This is a genomic window from Shinella sumterensis, from assembly GCF_004514425.2.
Lineage (GTDB): Bacteria > Pseudomonadota > Alphaproteobacteria > Rhizobiales > Rhizobiaceae > Shinella > Shinella sumterensis.
The window spans coordinates 403,205-417,874 of record NZ_MYFN02000004.1 but is presented as its reverse complement, the minus strand read 5'-3'; the positions used below and the strand labels follow the sequence as shown (position 1 = coordinate 417,874).

Here is a 14,670-nt window from a genome sequence, read left to right as displayed (position 1 = left end):
GCGGTTCCCGGCGGAAACCGCGCAACACCGTATCCTGGAACGACCGGCTTACATGTAGGAATACATGGGGAAGCGTTCGGTCAGCTTGAGGACCTTGTCGCGCACGCCGGCTTCGACACTCGCATTGCCTTCGTCCGAATTGGCGACCTTCAGGCCGTCGAGAACCTCGACGATCAGGTTGCCGATTTCCTTGAACTCGGCTTCCTTGAAGCCGCGGGTCGTGCCGGCCGGCGTGCCGAGACGCACGCCCGAGGTGACGAAGGGCTTTTCGGGGTCGAACGGAATGCCGTTCTTGTTGCAGGTGACGTAAGCGCGGCCGAGGGCGGCTTCTGCGCGCTTGCCGGTGGCGTTCTTCTTGCGCAGGTCGACGAGCATCAGGTGGTTGTCGGTGCCGCCGGAGACGATGTCGAGGCCGCCGGCCTTCAGCGTCTCGGAAAGCGCCTTGGCGTTCTTGACGATCTGTGCGGCGTATTCCTTGAACTCCGGCTGCAGCGCCTCGCCGAAGGCCACGGCCTTGGCCGCGATGATGTGCATCAGCGGGCCGCCCTGGAGACCCGGGAAGACGGCCGAGTTGATCTTCTTGGCGATGTCCTCGTCGTTCGTCAGCACGACGCCGCCGCGCGGGCCGCGCAGCGACTTGTGCGTGGTCGTCGTGGCGACATGGCAATGCGGGAACGGCGACGGATGCTGGCCACCGGCGACGAGGCCGGCGATATGGGCCATGTCGACCATGAGATAGGCGCCGACTTCATCGGCGATCTCGCGGAAGCGCTTCCAGTCCCAGATGCGGGAATAGGCGGTGCCGCCGGCGATGATGAGCTTCGGCTTGTTCTTGCGGGCCTTCTCGGCGACATCGTCCATGTCGAGCAGGTTGTCGCCTTCGCGAACGCCGTAGGACACGACGTTGAACCACTTGCCGGACATGTTGACCGGCGAACCGTGCGTCAGGTGTCCCCCCGAGTTCAGGTCGAGGCCCATGAAGGTGTCGCCCGGCTGGAGCAGCGCGAGGAAGACGGCCTGGTTCATCTGCGAGCCGGAATTCGGCTGCACGTTGGCGAAGTTGACGCCGAACAGCTTCTTGGCGCGCTCGATGGCGAGTTCCTCGGCGATGTCGACGAACTGGCAGCCGCCGTAGTAGCGCTTGCCCGGGTAGCCCTCGGCATACTTGTTCGTCATGATCGAGCCCTGGGCTTCGAGCACGGCGCGCGACACGATGTTTTCGGAGGCGATCAGCTCGATTTCATGACGCTGGCGACCGAGTTCCTTCTGGATCGCGCCGAAAATATCCGGATCCGTATCGGCAAGGTTACGCGTGAAGAAAACGTCGGTGGCAGAAGTCTGGCTCATCCTCGAGGCTCCTTAAGGGTGGTGGCACGGTGTTTATCGTCCTCGCATGGCAAGGGCAATATCCGCTCCACGGTTTGCGCCATTTCAACGCATCTTCTGCAACAAAAACGACAGAGCGCGAAGACCTGAAAAGCAAAAGCCCCGCGATCCCTTGGGATGCGGGGCTTTCGACGGTTTTGAGCCGATTGCCTTATTGCGGCAGCAGATTGCTCTCGACGGACTGGCCGCCTTCCTGGTTGTAGCCGGTCTGGAGCGCCAGTTCCGTGGCGCCGTCCATCTGGTAGATGTCGTCGCGGAACTGGACGACGCGGTCGCGGGCCGACCATGCCGAGATGTAGACGAAGTAGACCGGCACCTCGGTCGCCAGCCGGATCGGCGAGCTGACGCGGGAGTTGATGACCTGCTCGATCTTCTCGCGCGACCAGCCGGGCGTGTCGCGCAGCAGCCAGGTCGTCAGGTCGCGCACGTTCTGCACGCGCACGCAGCCGGAGGATTCGAAGCGCATCAGCTTGTTGAACAGGCCCTGCTGGGGCGTGTCGTGCATGTATTCGTTGTTCGGATTGTGGAAGTTGATCTTCGTCGAGGACATGGCGTTGATCTTGCCCGGGTCCTGGCGGAACATCAGGTTCGGCGCCTTCTCGGCATTCCAGTCCACGGTTTCCGGCGCCACTTCCTGGCCCTTGCCGTCGATGAGGCGGATGTTGTTGCGCGCCAGATAGGTCGGGTCCTGACGCATCAGCGGCACGATGTCCTTCTCGATGATCGAGCGGGGCGCCGTCCAGTAGGGGTTGAGGATGACCTCATAGATCTTGGAATTGATGATGTGCGTCGGACGGCTCATGCGGCCGACCACGGCGACGTGGCGCGAGGCCACGCGACCACCTTCCACCGCCTCGATATAGGCGGCCGGGATGTTCACCATCACATAGCGCTGGCCGAGGTCGCCCGACATGGTCTGCAGGCGAACGAGGTTGGTGTTCAGCTGGCTGAGGCGGGTCGTGGCGGGCACGTTCATGGCCTTCAGCGTGTATTCGCCGAGAACGCCGTCCTGCGGCAGGCCGTGGCGGGCCTGGAAACGCTTGACCGCGCCATCGACGTAGGAATCGAAGGAGTCGGAGATGCCGGCGGCGCGCGGCAGGTCGCCCGAGATGATCAGGCGCTGGCGAAGCGCCTGCACGCCGGAATCGACGACGCCGATCTGCAGCTTCTGGGACGAATTGACCTGCGGCCAGCCGCCGTTCGACACGATCTGCTGGTAGTCGGAAATCGCCTGCTGGATGTTGGGGACCGAACCCGAGCCCAGGATCGGATTGTTGGACTGGACGGCTGCGGATGCACGCGAGGCCTGTGCATCGAACTGGTCGTCCCAGTTGCCGCGGCGCGGTGCATTCAGGACATCGTCAAGCGCCGTCTGGGCCAGAGCCGGGCCGGCAACGGCGGCGGCGCCGAAGGTTGCGGCGGAGCGCAGAAATGCGCGGCGCGAGAACACATCAGTTTCGGTTTTGCGAGACATCTATCCTACCATCTCCTGAGACGCCGTTCAAAGCGGCGGGCGCGCGGGCACGTGAACCGCGGTTCATACCCGATGCAGCTATCACGAACAGGGTTAACAAACGCAAACCGGCCGTGCCGCCCGCGCATACCTTAAGCCCAGCGTCCGGGTGTCATAGCAATATGGCCAATTCGTGTCTCGGCGGGCGGCGTAGGGCCTTGCACGAAAACGTGAAAAGCCGGACGCGCAGGGAACGCGGCCGGCTTTTGAGGAGGAGGTCGAGACGACTGTCGCGCTTACAGGCGGTACAGGATCGAGTCGTTCCAGAAGCGGTCGAGACGCTGGAGCAGCTTGTTCATCTGGTTGAACTCGCCTTCGCCGATGCCGCCGACCTTCTGGATCGAGCCGATATGGCGCTCGTAGAGCCTTGCGACGGTCTCGGCGATTTCCTGGCCGCTTTCCGTCAGGCTGATGCGGACCGAGCGACGGTCGATGCGCGAGCGCTGGTGGTTGATGAAGCCGAGATCGACCAGCTTCTTGACGTTGTAGGAAACGTTCGAGCCGAGATAGTAACCGCGCGAGCGCAGCTCGCCGGCGGTCAGTTCCGAGTTGCCGATGTTGAAGAGGAGCAGCGCCTGGACGGCGTTGACATCGGAGCGACCGGCACGGTCGAACTCGTCCTTGATCACATCGAGCAGACGGCGGTGCAGACGCTCGACGAGGTGGAGGGATTCCAGATAGAGGTTGCGGATCGCATCTTCCTGCTGATCGACGACCGGGGCCTGCTGGGGCTTCATCTTGGTGTTCATTGTTACTGCCTCACTGTTTTGTTTGGCGGTGTGGTTTGTTTTCCCGCCTTGAGTGAGAACCTAACGAATGCATCTAAAATTCTACTTAAACCGCAGCCTTAACAGCGCCTTACCAGAGGCCGATGCTGTCTCACGGTGAATCAGTTCTTACCGTGCGGGCCTGGCGGCGGCGCTGGAGGAAGAGCGCGGCGTGGAAAATCAGGAAGGTTGCGGCCACCGCGACATGCGCGAAGACCAGCAGCCGGTTGATGCCGAAGACGGACGGAAAGACCTCGTGCATGGCGATCTCGGTGGCCGCCGCGATCAGCCAGATCACCGGCCCCCAGGACACGAGAAGCCACAGGCCGACGGCGGCGACGGGAAATAGAACCGCAAGCGCGGTCGCGGCGGCCTTCCATGCCGGCGGCAGCAGGTCGAAGCGCCCTGCCCCGCCCAGCGAGAGACCGGTCAGCATGGCCCAATATTGAAGCGCGAACCAAAGCGACGTCACCGCCACGAGCCGCAGGAACAGCACGAACAGCGTTTCGGTCAGGCTTGGCCTCAGGCCCTTGGCAGAATCAGCGAGCATGCGGCCGACAGTAAGGGCAAGGTTTGTCCGCATAAAGAGCGCCCCGGCATTTTGCGCCGCGCACGGCCATATGCCGCAGCCCTCCCGATCGCTCGCGATTTGATTGACGGGGCCGGCGTGGTAAGGAGCGGAAAACACATCCAGCAAGGAAGCGGCATCATGACCGGCAGCAGAAACATCGTCGACGAGATCACCGGGCACCGCCGCATGCGGCGCAACCGGAAGGCCGACTGGACGAGACGGCTGGTGCAGGAAAACCGCCTGACGGTCGACGATCTCATCTGGCCCGCCTTCGTCGTGCCCGGCACCAATGTCGTCGACCCCGTCGCCGCCATGCCGGGCGTCAACCGGATGAGCATCGACAAGCTGGTCGAGGCGGCGAAGGAAGCGGCCGATCTCGGCATTCCGGCCATCGCCACCTTCCCCAATATCGACATGGCGCTGCGCGACGAAACCGGTTCCCACTGTCTTGCCGCAAACAACCTCATCAACGAGGCGACCCGTGCCATCAAGCAGGCCGTGCCCAATATCGGCGTCATTACCGATGTCGCGCTCGATCCCTTCACCAGCCACGGCCATGACGGCGTGCTGCGCGGCGATGTCATCGTCAACGACGAGACGGTCGAGCTTGTCGCCAGGGCGGCGGTCATCCAGGCCGATGCCGGTTCCGACATCATCGCGCCGTCGGAAATGATGGACGGCCGCATCGGCGTGATCCGCCGCGCGCTGGACGAGGCCGGGCACCAGAATGTCGGCATCATGGCCTATGCCACCAAGTTCGCCTCCGCCTTCTACGGCCCGTACCGCGACGCCATCGGCACCGGCGGCCTGCTGAAGGGCGACAAGAAGACCTATTACATCGATCCGGCCAACGGCACCGAGGCGATCCGCGATGCCGCGCTCGATGTCGAGGAAGGCGCCGACACGCTCATGGTCAAGCCCGGCCTGCCCTATCTCGACATCTGTTGGCGCATGAAGGAAGCCTTCGGGCTTCCCGTCTTCGCCTATCAGGTCTCGGGCGAATACAGCCAGATCAAGGCCGCCGCGCTGAACGGCTGGATCGACGGCGAGCGCGTGATGCTCGAAACCCTGCTCGCCTTCAAGCGCGCCGGCTGCGACGGCATCCTCAGCTATTTCGCCATGGATGTCGCGCGGCATCTCGCGAAGCGGGGATAATCCTTCGCGTCGGGCCGAACTCGCCTTTCGGGCGTAAGGTGAATTCAGATCAAAAGATAAGCGGGATCGTGATTATGACGATCATGGCGGTAAAATAGGTCCGGGAGCATCCTTTCCCGAACAAAGGATTAGCCGCAATCTCCGCGATCGACATAAGATAGACGGCGCAAAAGAGAAGCATGCAGGCATGCCAATAGGCGCCCCACAATAGGGGCGCCATTGCGAATCCGAATACCACGGATGCGCTCGCAGAGGCGAAACCGACTGTCCTCGCGGCCACATGCGCGATTAGCGCCTGTACGCGCTTCATCTCGCGCTTGCTGCGCTGCCATTCCCACAGGCCCTTGGCGAACCAAAGGAAGATGGTCGCGAGGAAGAGCGAATAGAAGGGAATATGTTCGAACAGCAGGTCGCCGCCCCAGTTCGCCTTGGCGAAGTAGTTGTAGCCGACATATTGCAGCAAACCGAAAGACAACCCGACAGACGCAAAGAAAGGGGCGTCCTTGCGCAGATCCTCACCGGCGTGCATCCATGGTCCTTGATTGTTTTCCTTCATCAGTATCTCCTTGCATTTTGATTTTCGGGCCGCAGCCTTAAAACGGAGATAAGGAACTCCATCCGTTGTTTTCCGCGCAAAAATTCCCATATCTGGATCATGATCCACGACGGAGACAGGCAGATGAGCGCTGATTTCAACGAAACGCGGGTTCCGACGACGGACTGGCAGGCCTATCGTGGCGTGCTGTCGCGGCGCGTCTTCGCTTTCCTGATCGACTACGCGATCATCGCGCTGCTCTGGGTGCCTGCTGCCGTGGTGGTCTTCTTCCTCGGCATCCTGACGCTCGGCCTCGGCTTCTTCCTCTATCCGGCGCTGTTCACCATCGTCGCGCTGTTCTATTTCGGCTTCACGATGGGCGGGCCGAGCCAGGCCAGTGCGGGCATGAACGCCATGGGCCTCATGCTGGCCCGGACGGATGGTCGTCCGATCGACTTCCTGACGGCCGTCGTGCATCTCGTCCTGTTCTGGATCGGCAATGTGGTGCTGACGCCCTTCATCGTGCTTGTCGGCCTCTTCACCGATCGCGGCCGCCTGCTGCACGATCTTCTTCTCGGCACGGTGGTGGTTCGCCGCGATCGTTATTGAGGGGACGAGAACACACGGACGAAATCCGCCAGTTGACCTTTTCCCGAACTAGGCCATGGTATTGGCATAGAAGTGTCACAGAGCGACGGGTACGCCTTACGGCCGATGAACACGCACGCAACATCCTCCCCGCAATTCTATCTCACCGCGCCGGCGGCTTGCCCCTATCTGCCGCAGGAGATGGAGCGGAAGGTGTTTACCCATCTGGTGGGTGAGCGCGCGCCGGAACTGAACGATCTCCTCACCCAGGGCGGCTTCCGCCGCTCGCAGAACATCGCCTACCGCCCGGCCTGCGAAAGCTGCCGGGCCTGCATCTCGGTGCGCATCCTCGTCAACGAGTTCGAGCCGCGCCGCACCATGCGGCGTGTGCTGGCCGCCAATGCCGATCTCGTCTCGCGCGATTACCCCGCCGAACCCTCCAGCGAGCAGTATTCGCTGTTCCGCGGTTACCTCGATGCCCGCCACCAGAAGGGCGGCATGTCCGACATGTCGGTTCTCGACTATGCGATGATGGTGGAGGACACCCACGTCAACACGCGCATCATCGAATATCGTCTGCGCGAGGAAGGTGCGGGCCTCAAGGAGCGTCCGCAAGGCGAATTGCTGGCGGTCGCGCTCACCGACCGCATGGGAGACGGCCTTTCCATGGTCTATTCCTTCTATGACACCGAGCGGGCCGATCGTTCGCTCGGCACCTTCATGATCCTCGACCACATCAGGCGCGCCAGGGCGCTCGGCCTGCCGCATGTCTATCTCGGCTATTGGGTCAAGGGATCGCGCAAAATGGACTATAAGACAAAGTTTTTGCCGCAAGAGCACCTGATGCCGCGCGGATGGGAGCGCTATGATGGGGATAGTGCAGCCTCGTAGTCGATTCCCGGTCCCGCCTTGCCCCATACGAACGATCCCGCCCTTCACCGCAAGGGTCTTCTGATAACCGCCATCGGCGGTCTCGCCCTCTCCTTCGATATCCCGCTGATCCGTTCCGCCCATGGCGAGTTCTGGTCGATGGTCGTCGTCCGGAACGTAGCCGTTTTCGGGATGGCGCTCGTCCTGTGGGCCGGGCTGAATTTCGTGCTGCGCCGCAGGACCGTTCTGGTGCCCGGCCGCGTCGGCCTTCTGATCGCGCTGTTCTACGGCATCAACGGCCTCACCTTCATGTTGGCGGTGTTCAACACCACCACCGCCAATGTGGTTTTCATCCTCGCCTTCACCTCGATGTTCGCGGCGATCCTTTCCTGGATTTTCCTCGGCGAGCGTCCGTCCAATGCGACGCTCCTCACCATGGCCGCCATGGGCGGTGGGGTTCTGCTGATCGTCCATGACGGGCTTTCCAGCGGAAACGTCTTCGGCGACGCGATGGCGGCCTGTTCCGCCTTCCTGCTTGCGGCATCCTTGACGCTCAGCCGCAAAAGCGGCGCGGAAATGGGCTTCGTTCCTTTGGTCGCCACCCTGCTGCCGGGCGTTCTCGCGGTGTTCTTCCTGCCGCCCGGCGGCCTTATCGTCGCCGAACCGTTCTATATCCTGCTCAACGGCCTCGTGCTGCTGCCCCTCGCCTTCTGGTGCCTCGCCACCGGCCCGCGCTACCTCTCGGCACCGGAAGTCGGCATGTTCTATCTCGTGGAGACGGTGCTGGCGCCCGTCTGGGTGTGGATCGCCTTCTCCGAAACCCCCACGACGCAGACGCTGATCGGCGGGGCCATTCTCACCCTCGCCCTGCTCGGCCACTCGCTGTGGCAGATGCGTTCCAAATCCCGCGCCGCACAGGCAAACGGCGTGGCAGTGGAGCTCCCCCTCACGCACTGATCCTTGAGACTGGCCGGGGCGCATGTTATAACTTGGTTATAACGGAGCTAAAACCATGAACATCACCATCCGCAAGATCGGCAATTCGGAAGGCATCATCATCCCCAAGGACGTCCTCGACCGCATGGGCGTCAAGGCGGGGGACGAGATCACCATGACCAGCGATGGGGACAAGATTATCCTCGCCGCCGCCGATGGCGATTTCGACCGGCAGCTCGGACACGCCGAAAAATTCATGGATCGCTACAAGGTCGCCCTGAAGAAGCTTGCCGAATGAGCGTCGTCTTTTTGGAGCGGGCGCTTGTGGAGCGCTTGCAGGCCGTGCAAATCCAGCGATTTGGCGGTGCCAGCGGCCTGCGCGACGAAAACGCTTTCGAGTCGGCGTTATCAAGGCCTGTCAACAAGGCAGTCTACGGATGCAATGACATTTTCGAACTCGCGGCGGCCTACCTTTTCGGCCTGGCGAGAAATCACGCCTTCGTCGACGGCAACAAGCGCATCGCCATCGTCACCGCTGCCGTTTTCCTGATGGAGAACGGCTACGAGATCGCGACCGACGACGCGACCCTCTACACGTTCGTCCTCGCCGTCGCGGCGGGCGAGATCGATGAAGAGGGCGCGACGCGGTTTTTGCGCGACGTCAGCGTCCCCTATCCCGGATGATCAGCCGCTGAACCTGCCGCTGCGGGGAAAACCCTTCGGCACGGTTCGGCCGGCAGTGGCGCGGTCGCCCAGCCATTCGGCCAGCTCGTCCCTGTTGCGCACGAAGTTGCGGCCGGCGCTGTCGTCCCAGGACAGGCCATCCTCCATCGCAAAGCAACGGATATCGGAGACGCCGCCGTCCTTGTAGCGCTGCAGGCGCACGCCCTTGCCGCGCGACATCTCGGGCAGCTGCGACAGCGGGAAGACCAGCATCTTGCGGTTTTCGCCGACGACGGCCACATGATCGCCGCGCACCGGCACGACGAGCTTGGCCTCATCCGGCATGCCGACATTCATCACCTGCTTGCCCTTGCGGGTGTTGGCGACCATTTCGGTTTCCGAGACGATGAAGCCGTTGCCGGCCTGCGAGGCGACGATGACCTTGCGCGCGGGATCGTGCACGAAGGCCGTCAGCACGTCCTGATCGTTCTCCATGTCGACCATGATGCGCAACGGCTCGCCGTGGCCACGCCCGCCCGGCAGCTTGTCGGCGCCGAGCGTGAAGACCTTGCCGCCCGTCGTCATGATCAGAACCTTGTCCGTGGTCTGTGCGGGGAAGGCCACCTTCAGCGCATCGCCTTCCTTGAACTGGAGGCCGGACGTATCGGCGATGTGCCCCTTCAGCGCGCGCACCCATCCCTTTTCGGAGATGACGACCGTTACCGGCTCCTTCTCGATCATCGCCTGCTGGATGGCCTCGATATCGGCGTCCGGGGCGCTTGCGAACTGCGTGCGGCGGCGGCCGAGTTCGGTCGCTTTGGCGAATTTCTTGCGGACCTCGCCGATCTCCCAGGCGACGGTCTGCCACTGCTTCTCGTCGGAGGCGAGCAGCGCCTCGATCTCCGCCTTCTCCTTCGACAGCGTGTCGAACTCGGTGCGGATCTCGAATTCCTCGAGCTTGCGCAGCGAACGCAGGCGCATGTTGAGGATCGCTTCGGCCTGGACGTCCGTCAGCGAGAACGTCTCCATGAGAGACGTCTTCGGCTCGTCCTCCTCGCGGATGATGCGGATCACCTCGTCGAGGTTGAGATAGGCGATCAGGTAACCGCCGAGGATTTCCAGCCGGCGGTCGATGGCGGCCAGGCGGAAGCGCGAACGGCGCTGGAGCACGTCGCGGCGATGATCGAGCCACTCGACGAGAACGTCCTTCAGGCCCATGACCTTCGGCACGCGCCCCATCGACAGAACGTTCATGTTGAGCGGAATGCGGCTTTCCAGCTCGGAGAGCTTGAAAAGCGATTCCATCAGGATCGTCGGATCGACGGTGCGGCTCTTGGGCACCAGCACGATGCGCACGTCTTCCGCCGATTCGTCGCGGATATCCTCCAGAAGCGGCAGCTTGCGGGCGATCAGCAGTTCGGCGATCTTCTCGATCAGGCGCGACTTCTGCACCTGATAGGGAATTTCGGTGATGACGATCTGGTAGCCGCCACGGCCCAGATCCTCAGTCTCCCACTTGGAGCGCACGCGGAAACCGCCGCGGCCCGTCCTGTAGGCCTCGATGATGCTTTCACGGCTGTCGATGATGACGCCGCCCGTCGGCAGGTCCGGGCCCTGCACGAATTCGACCAGCTTCTCGACATCGGCATCGCGGTTGCGGATCAGGTGAAGTGCTGCGTCGCACAGTTCGTGCACGTTGTGCGAGGGAATGGACGTCGCCATGCCGACCGCGATGCCGGACGAACCGTTGGCCAGGAGGTTCGGGAAGGCGCCCGGCAGCACGACCGGCTCGTCGTCTTCCTCGTTGTAGGTCTTGCGGAAGTCGACCGCATCCTGATCGATGCCCTCGAGGAGCAGCATCGCGACCTCGGTCATGCGCGCTTCGGTGTATCGATAGGCGGCCGCATTGTCGCCATCGATATTGCCGAAGTTGCCCTGCCCGTCGACGATCGGATAGCGCTGCGAGAAGTCCTGCGCGAGACGCACGAGGGCGTCGTAGACCGACTGGTCGCCGTGCGGGTGGAATTTACCGATGACGTCGCCGACGATACGCGCGCATTTCTTGAAGGAGGAATTGGACCTGAGGCCCATCTCGCTCATGGCATGGATGATACGGCGGTGAACCGGCTTCAGGCCGTCGCGCACATCCGGCAGCGCGCGCTGCGTGATGGTCGACAGCGCATAGGCCAGGTAGCGCTCTTCAAGCGCCGCCTTGAGGTCAATAGGCTGGATGTGGTCGTCTCCGCCATCAGGCGGCAAAGCGTTTTGTCCCATGGGTCTTGACTAACCTTCATACCGATTCGCGGCAAGGAATCCGGGCGATCCGCCTGTGGATAGCGCTTGTAAAGGCTGTTGGTGAAATCGCCGCGGGACACAAGAAATACATGGAAAGTTGCAAACAGCCGAATATAGTCGCCCCGCCGCTCGTCTAGAGGCGGTACGGCAAGGCAGCCGTTCAGAAAACCAGAAAGAGAGCCAATCAATGATGCGCACCTCCCACTTCCGCAGCCTTCTCGCAGGCGCCGCGCTCGCCACCCTGGCAAGCCCCGCTTTCGCGCTTGACGGTGCGGACCTGATGACCAAGCTGAACGCCACCTATGCCACGAGCGGCGTTTCTGTCGGTTACTCGAATGTTGCCGTCGACGGCTCCACCGTGACGCTGGAAGGCACCGAACTGAAGGCAACCGGCACCGACACCCCGATCAAGCTCGGCACCGTCACCATGGAAGGCGTCGAAGAAGACGGCGACGGCGGCTACACGATCGAAACCATCGGCTTCGAAGACGTCAACGTCACCGAAGCAGAATCCACCGTCTCGGCGAAGGACCTCGCCCTCAACGGCGTCGTCGTGCCCGGCAAGATCGTTCCCGGCACGCTGGAATCGCTGCTGATGTACGAATCCGCCAGCGCCGGCCCGATCAGCGTCACCTCCAAGGGCAAGGAAGTCTTCTCCATGTCCGGCATGGAGACAAACATCACCCGCATGGACAACGATGCAGGCCTGGAGTTCGACGCCAAGTTCTCCGACCTCAAGGCTGACCTGACGAGTGTCGAAGACCCCAAGGCCAAGGACACGCTCAACAAGCTCGGCATCCAGTCGCTCGAAGGCGAAGTTTCGATGGCCGGCAACTGGGAACTGGCCAGCGGCAAGCTCGCCGTGGACGAATATGCCTTCGACTTCAAGGATATCGGCCGCCTGAACCTGCAGCTCGCCTTCTCGGGCTACACGCTCGACTTCATCAAGAACATGCAGGAAGCGCTCAAGACCGCAGAGGCCAATCCGAACAAGGAAGAGGCCAACGCAGCCATGGGCATGGCCATGATGGGCCTCGTCCAGCAACTGACCTTCAACAACGCCACCATCTCGTTTGAGGACGCCTCGATCACCAAGAAGCTGCTCGACTACGCCGGCAGCGAACAGGGTGTCACGGGCGACCAGATGGCACAGTCGCTGAAGGGCCTGGTTCCGATCATGATCGCGCAGCTCAACATGCCCGACCTGCAGAACCAGATCTCGGCTGCCGTCAACACCTACCTGGACGACCCGAAGAGCATCAAGATCAGCGCCGAGCCGAAGGAGCCGGTGCCGTTCCCGATGATCATGGGTGCCGCCATGGGTGCACCGCAGACCATTCCGCAGGTCCTCGGCGTCACCGTCACGGCCAACGAATAAGGCCCGCCCTTCGGCGTTTCGCCTGACATTGAAGGCCCGGAGCATCGCTCCGGGCCTTTTGCGTTCCAGGCTTCGCATCAGGGCTGCGCCGGGACGTCGCGTCCCGACCAGTCCACCCGGCGCGTCGCATACATGGTTGCGGCAATGGCGGTGAAGGAGATGATCGCCCCGGCCAGCAGGGCATATTCATCCTCGCGCAGCACCAGATACATGATGCCGTAGGCCGCCAGCAGTACCGTGCCGAGGGCCACGCCGTTCCTGCGGCTTGCCGTCGCGCTGCCGAGATAGGCGGAGATGAGGAGCGTCGTGGCGATGGCGGCGATGGCGTAGGCGAGCGTGAAGCCCGCATGCTCGGCCAGCGCCAGCAAGAGCACGTAGAACACGATGAGCGCGAGGCCCGTCAGCACATACTGGATCCAGTGCACCATGCGCCCGCCTTTCAGCTCCACGACGAAGACGGCGAGGAAGACGAGCGAGATGAAGCCGATGGAGTATTTCAGCGTGCGCGACACGACCTGGTAGAACTGCACGGGCTCCACGAGGTTGATGCTCATCAGGCTCTCCGACAAGGGCAGCATGGATCCCGACACGGCCTTGTCGATGCCGCGCGCGAGATAGGGGATCGTCCACGTCGCGGTGAAGTCCTTGTCGGTGATGGTTTTCTTCTCCGGCAGGAACAGGCCTTCGAAGCCCGGATGCGGCCAGTTCGCCTTCGCCTGGAAGCTCGTCGTCTGCCCGGCGGGCGCCACGGCGAAGCTGCGCGAGCCGTTCAGCGACAAGGCGATGTCGAAGGCAAATCCCTTTTCGATCAGCGCCCGGTCGATCGGGCGGTGGACGCCGGCATTCGACTGCGACCGGCCGTAATCCATCGTGCCGGCCACGCCCATTGCGGAAATCTGCCGCATGCCGGGATCGAACGGAAGGACCGGGCCATCGTCGATCTTCACGCCCGCATCCGAGCGGATGCCGGTGATGTCGTTGATGTTGAGCACGAGGATGGCGCGGCTGAAATCCGGCGTGCCGTCGAACCGGGCGAGATCCTGCAGGATGCCGGCGCCGAAGCGGCCCTTGAGCGTGAGGGCGCCGTTATAGACCGGCAGCGTGTAGATCGACAGGCGGCGTTCCTCCGCCTTGAGGTCGGCCGTCACGTCCAGCGTCTCGGGCATGACGAGCGCCCATTCCGTGACCCTTTCGACCAGGGTGCGCCCGTCCACCTGCCGGCTGCGCATGACTTCGAACGGCACGGCGATATAGGGGCCGTTGACCGCCTGATCCCCGCCCCAGCCGTGGGAAATGCGGTTGGAGACCTCCCTCGCCCGGTCGGCGCGTTCTTCGGTGAGGCCCCAGACGAGGAGCAGCGGCACGAGAAGCGCCACCGAAATGACGCCGATCATGATGAACTTGACGCCGGGCGAGCGCAGCAAGGCGCCGAGATTGCCGCGCGGCTCCGCATAAGGCAGCGGCCGGGGTGGTGTGGAAGCAGGATCGTCGGAATGCGGTTCGGTCATGGAAGTCCCTCCAGTCGTTGTTCGCCATTATAGGCGCGCTCACGCTAGGGGTGCATTTCGACCGATTGTTCGCGGAATTGGGATCGAGTGACGGCGAATTCGCGGCATTGTCGCGCTGCGTCACGGACAGCGGAAACCCGGCGCAGGGGCCGGGTTTCCAATGGGTGCAGGCTTATTCGAGGACCTGGACCACGGTGCGGGTCTGCGGATCGACGATCACGCGGCGCTCGTTGACCACGGTGTAGCCGTAATCGGTGTAGCCCTCGACCGGGTAGATTTCGACGGTCTCGGGAATGACGCGGCCTTCGAGGACATCGCCCTCATAGGTCACGGACGGCACCTGCTGTTCCAGAACGTAGGTGCGCACGCCGCCGGGGACCACGACCGTCGATTCGGTCATGACCGGATCGGTCTGCTGGATGATGACCGTATCCTGGGCGTAGGCCGTTGCGGACAGCGAGAGAAAGGCGGCCGCGCCGGCGAGAATGAGCTTGCTGGTCATGTT

15 protein-coding genes are annotated in these 14,670 nt (G+C 62.8%); 7 read left to right on the top strand and 8 right to left on the bottom strand.

Translation table 11 applies throughout. The features are described 5' to 3' along the window. Window positions 1-48: 48 nt before the first annotated feature. The 4 genes from glyA to B5M41_RS11140 all read right to left on the bottom strand — a co-directional run bounded on the left by glyA (window position 49) and on the right by B5M41_RS11140 (window position 4,249). On the bottom strand, window positions 49-1,347 hold the full coding sequence (glyA, locus tag B5M41_RS11155; protein WP_134649885.1) for a serine hydroxymethyltransferase: 1,299 nt from the start codon (window positions 1,345-1,347) through the stop codon (window positions 49-51). Between the two features lie 190 nt (window positions 1,348-1,537). Next, the gene (locus B5M41_RS11150) at window positions 1,538-2,860 is read right to left on the bottom strand and encodes a L,D-transpeptidase family protein (RefSeq protein WP_134649884.1); all 1,323 of its coding nucleotides are present in this window, start codon (window positions 2,858-2,860) and stop codon (window positions 1,538-1,540) included. A 275-nt stretch (window positions 2,861-3,135) separates the two neighbouring features. Then, window positions 3,136-3,648: a transcriptional regulator LdtR gene (gene ldtR / locus B5M41_RS11145; RefSeq protein WP_134649883.1), complete on the bottom strand. Its 513-nt coding sequence runs from the start codon at window positions 3,646-3,648 to the stop codon at window positions 3,136-3,138. A gap of 130 nt (window positions 3,649-3,778) precedes the next feature. Beyond that, on the bottom strand, window positions 3,779-4,249 hold the full coding sequence (locus B5M41_RS11140; RefSeq protein ID WP_329959091.1) for a DUF6163 family protein: 471 nt from the start codon (window positions 4,247-4,249) through the stop codon (window positions 3,779-3,781). 126 nt (window positions 4,250-4,375) lie between these two features. Between B5M41_RS11140 and hemB the strand changes: the two genes are divergently transcribed. Next, window positions 4,376-5,392, top strand: a complete 1,017-nt coding sequence (gene hemB / locus B5M41_RS11135) for a porphobilinogen synthase (RefSeq protein ID WP_134649881.1) — start codon at window positions 4,376-4,378, stop codon at window positions 5,390-5,392. Window positions 5,393-5,441: 49 nt separating this feature from the next. Here the strand turns inward: hemB and B5M41_RS11130 are convergent, their stop codons facing one another. Beyond that, window positions 5,442-5,948, bottom strand: coding sequence for a hypothetical protein (locus B5M41_RS11130; protein ID WP_134649880.1), 507 nt, complete (start codon window positions 5,946-5,948; stop codon window positions 5,442-5,444). Window positions 5,949-6,071: 123 nt separating this feature from the next. Here B5M41_RS11130 and B5M41_RS11125 point away from each other — a divergent pair, with 123 nt between their 5' ends. From B5M41_RS11125 to B5M41_RS11105, 5 genes are all read left to right on the top strand, one after another. Beyond that, a complete protein-coding gene (locus tag B5M41_RS11125; RefSeq protein ID WP_134649879.1) occupies window positions 6,072-6,536 on the top strand; it encodes an RDD family protein in 465 nt (154 codons plus the stop codon). A 105-nt stretch (window positions 6,537-6,641) separates the two neighbouring features. Continuing rightward, a complete protein-coding gene (locus tag B5M41_RS11120) occupies window positions 6,642-7,406 on the top strand; it encodes an arginyltransferase (RefSeq protein WP_134649878.1) in 765 nt (254 codons plus the stop codon). Between the two features lie 18 nt (window positions 7,407-7,424). After that, complete coding sequence (locus B5M41_RS11115; protein WP_134649877.1) at window positions 7,425-8,342, top strand: DMT family transporter; 918 nt, start codon at window positions 7,425-7,427, stop codon at window positions 8,340-8,342. 55 nt (window positions 8,343-8,397) lie between these two features. Then, window positions 8,398-8,619 (top strand): AbrB/MazE/SpoVT family DNA-binding domain-containing protein, encoded by a 222-nt coding sequence (locus B5M41_RS11110; RefSeq protein ID WP_134649876.1) that lies wholly within the window; start codon window positions 8,398-8,400, stop codon window positions 8,617-8,619. Next, entirely contained in the window at window positions 8,616-9,005 is a 390-nt protein-coding gene (locus tag B5M41_RS11105) for a type II toxin-antitoxin system death-on-curing family toxin (protein ID WP_134649875.1), read from the top strand. Before B5M41_RS11110 ends, B5M41_RS11105 begins: the two co-directional genes overlap by 4 nt. Here B5M41_RS11105 and parC read toward each other — a convergent pair whose 3' ends face one another. Continuing rightward, the gene (parC, locus tag B5M41_RS11100) at window positions 9,006-11,258 is read right to left on the bottom strand and encodes a DNA topoisomerase IV subunit A (protein ID WP_134649874.1); all 2,253 of its coding nucleotides are present in this window, start codon (window positions 11,256-11,258) and stop codon (window positions 9,006-9,008) included. 208 nt (window positions 11,259-11,466) lie between these two features. On the opposite strand from parC, the gene B5M41_RS11095 reads away from it, so the two are divergent. Beyond that, window positions 11,467-12,657, top strand: coding sequence for a hypothetical protein (locus B5M41_RS11095; protein WP_134649873.1), 1,191 nt, complete (start codon window positions 11,467-11,469; stop codon window positions 12,655-12,657). A gap of 77 nt (window positions 12,658-12,734) precedes the next feature. Here B5M41_RS11095 and creD read toward each other — a convergent pair whose 3' ends face one another. Further along, a complete protein-coding gene (gene creD, locus B5M41_RS11090; RefSeq protein WP_134649872.1) occupies window positions 12,735-14,165 on the bottom strand; it encodes a cell envelope integrity protein CreD in 1,431 nt (476 codons plus the stop codon). A 172-nt stretch (window positions 14,166-14,337) separates the two neighbouring features. Next, window positions 14,338-14,667, bottom strand: a complete 330-nt coding sequence (locus B5M41_RS11085) for a DUF1236 domain-containing protein (RefSeq protein ID WP_134649871.1) — start codon at window positions 14,665-14,667, stop codon at window positions 14,338-14,340. Window positions 14,668-14,670 lie beyond the last annotated feature (3 nt).

What these genes read in the sequence shown, in the direction of transcription:
- glyA (WP_134649885.1), bottom strand. Translation starts at nt 1,347, where the DNA reads ATGAGCCAGACTTCTGCCACCGACGTTTTCTTCACGCGTAACCTTGCC.
- B5M41_RS11150 (WP_134649884.1), bottom strand. Translation starts at nt 2,860, where the DNA reads ATGTCTCGCAAAACCGAAACTGATGTGTTCTCGCGCCGCGCATTTCTG.
- ldtR (WP_134649883.1), bottom strand. Translation starts at nt 3,648, where the DNA reads ATGAACACCAAGATGAAGCCCCAGCAGGCCCCGGTCGTCGATCAGCAG.
- B5M41_RS11140 (WP_329959091.1), bottom strand. Translation starts at nt 4,249, where the DNA reads ATGCGGACAAACCTTGCCCTTACTGTCGGCCGCATGCTCGCTGATTCT.
- hemB (WP_134649881.1), top strand. Translation starts at nt 4,376, where the DNA reads ATGACCGGCAGCAGAAACATCGTCGACGAGATCACCGGGCACCGCCGC.
- B5M41_RS11130 (WP_134649880.1), bottom strand. Translation starts at nt 5,948, where the DNA reads ATGAAGGAAAACAATCAAGGACCATGGATGCACGCCGGTGAGGATCTG.
- B5M41_RS11125 (WP_134649879.1), top strand. Translation starts at nt 6,072, where the DNA reads ATGAGCGCTGATTTCAACGAAACGCGGGTTCCGACGACGGACTGGCAG.
- B5M41_RS11120 (WP_134649878.1), top strand. Translation starts at nt 6,642, where the DNA reads ATGAACACGCACGCAACATCCTCCCCGCAATTCTATCTCACCGCGCCG.
- B5M41_RS11110 (WP_134649876.1), top strand. Translation starts at nt 8,398, where the DNA reads ATGAACATCACCATCCGCAAGATCGGCAATTCGGAAGGCATCATCATC.
- B5M41_RS11105 (WP_134649875.1), top strand. Translation starts at nt 8,616, where the DNA reads ATGAGCGTCGTCTTTTTGGAGCGGGCGCTTGTGGAGCGCTTGCAGGCC.
- parC (WP_134649874.1), bottom strand. Translation starts at nt 11,258, where the DNA reads ATGGGACAAAACGCTTTGCCGCCTGATGGCGGAGACGACCACATCCAG.
- B5M41_RS11095 (WP_134649873.1), top strand. Translation starts at nt 11,467, where the DNA reads ATGATGCGCACCTCCCACTTCCGCAGCCTTCTCGCAGGCGCCGCGCTC.
- creD (WP_134649872.1), bottom strand. Translation starts at nt 14,165, where the DNA reads ATGACCGAACCGCATTCCGACGATCCTGCTTCCACACCACCCCGGCCG.
- B5M41_RS11085 (WP_134649871.1), bottom strand. Translation starts at nt 14,667, where the DNA reads ATGACCAGCAAGCTCATTCTCGCCGGCGCGGCCGCCTTTCTCTCGCTG.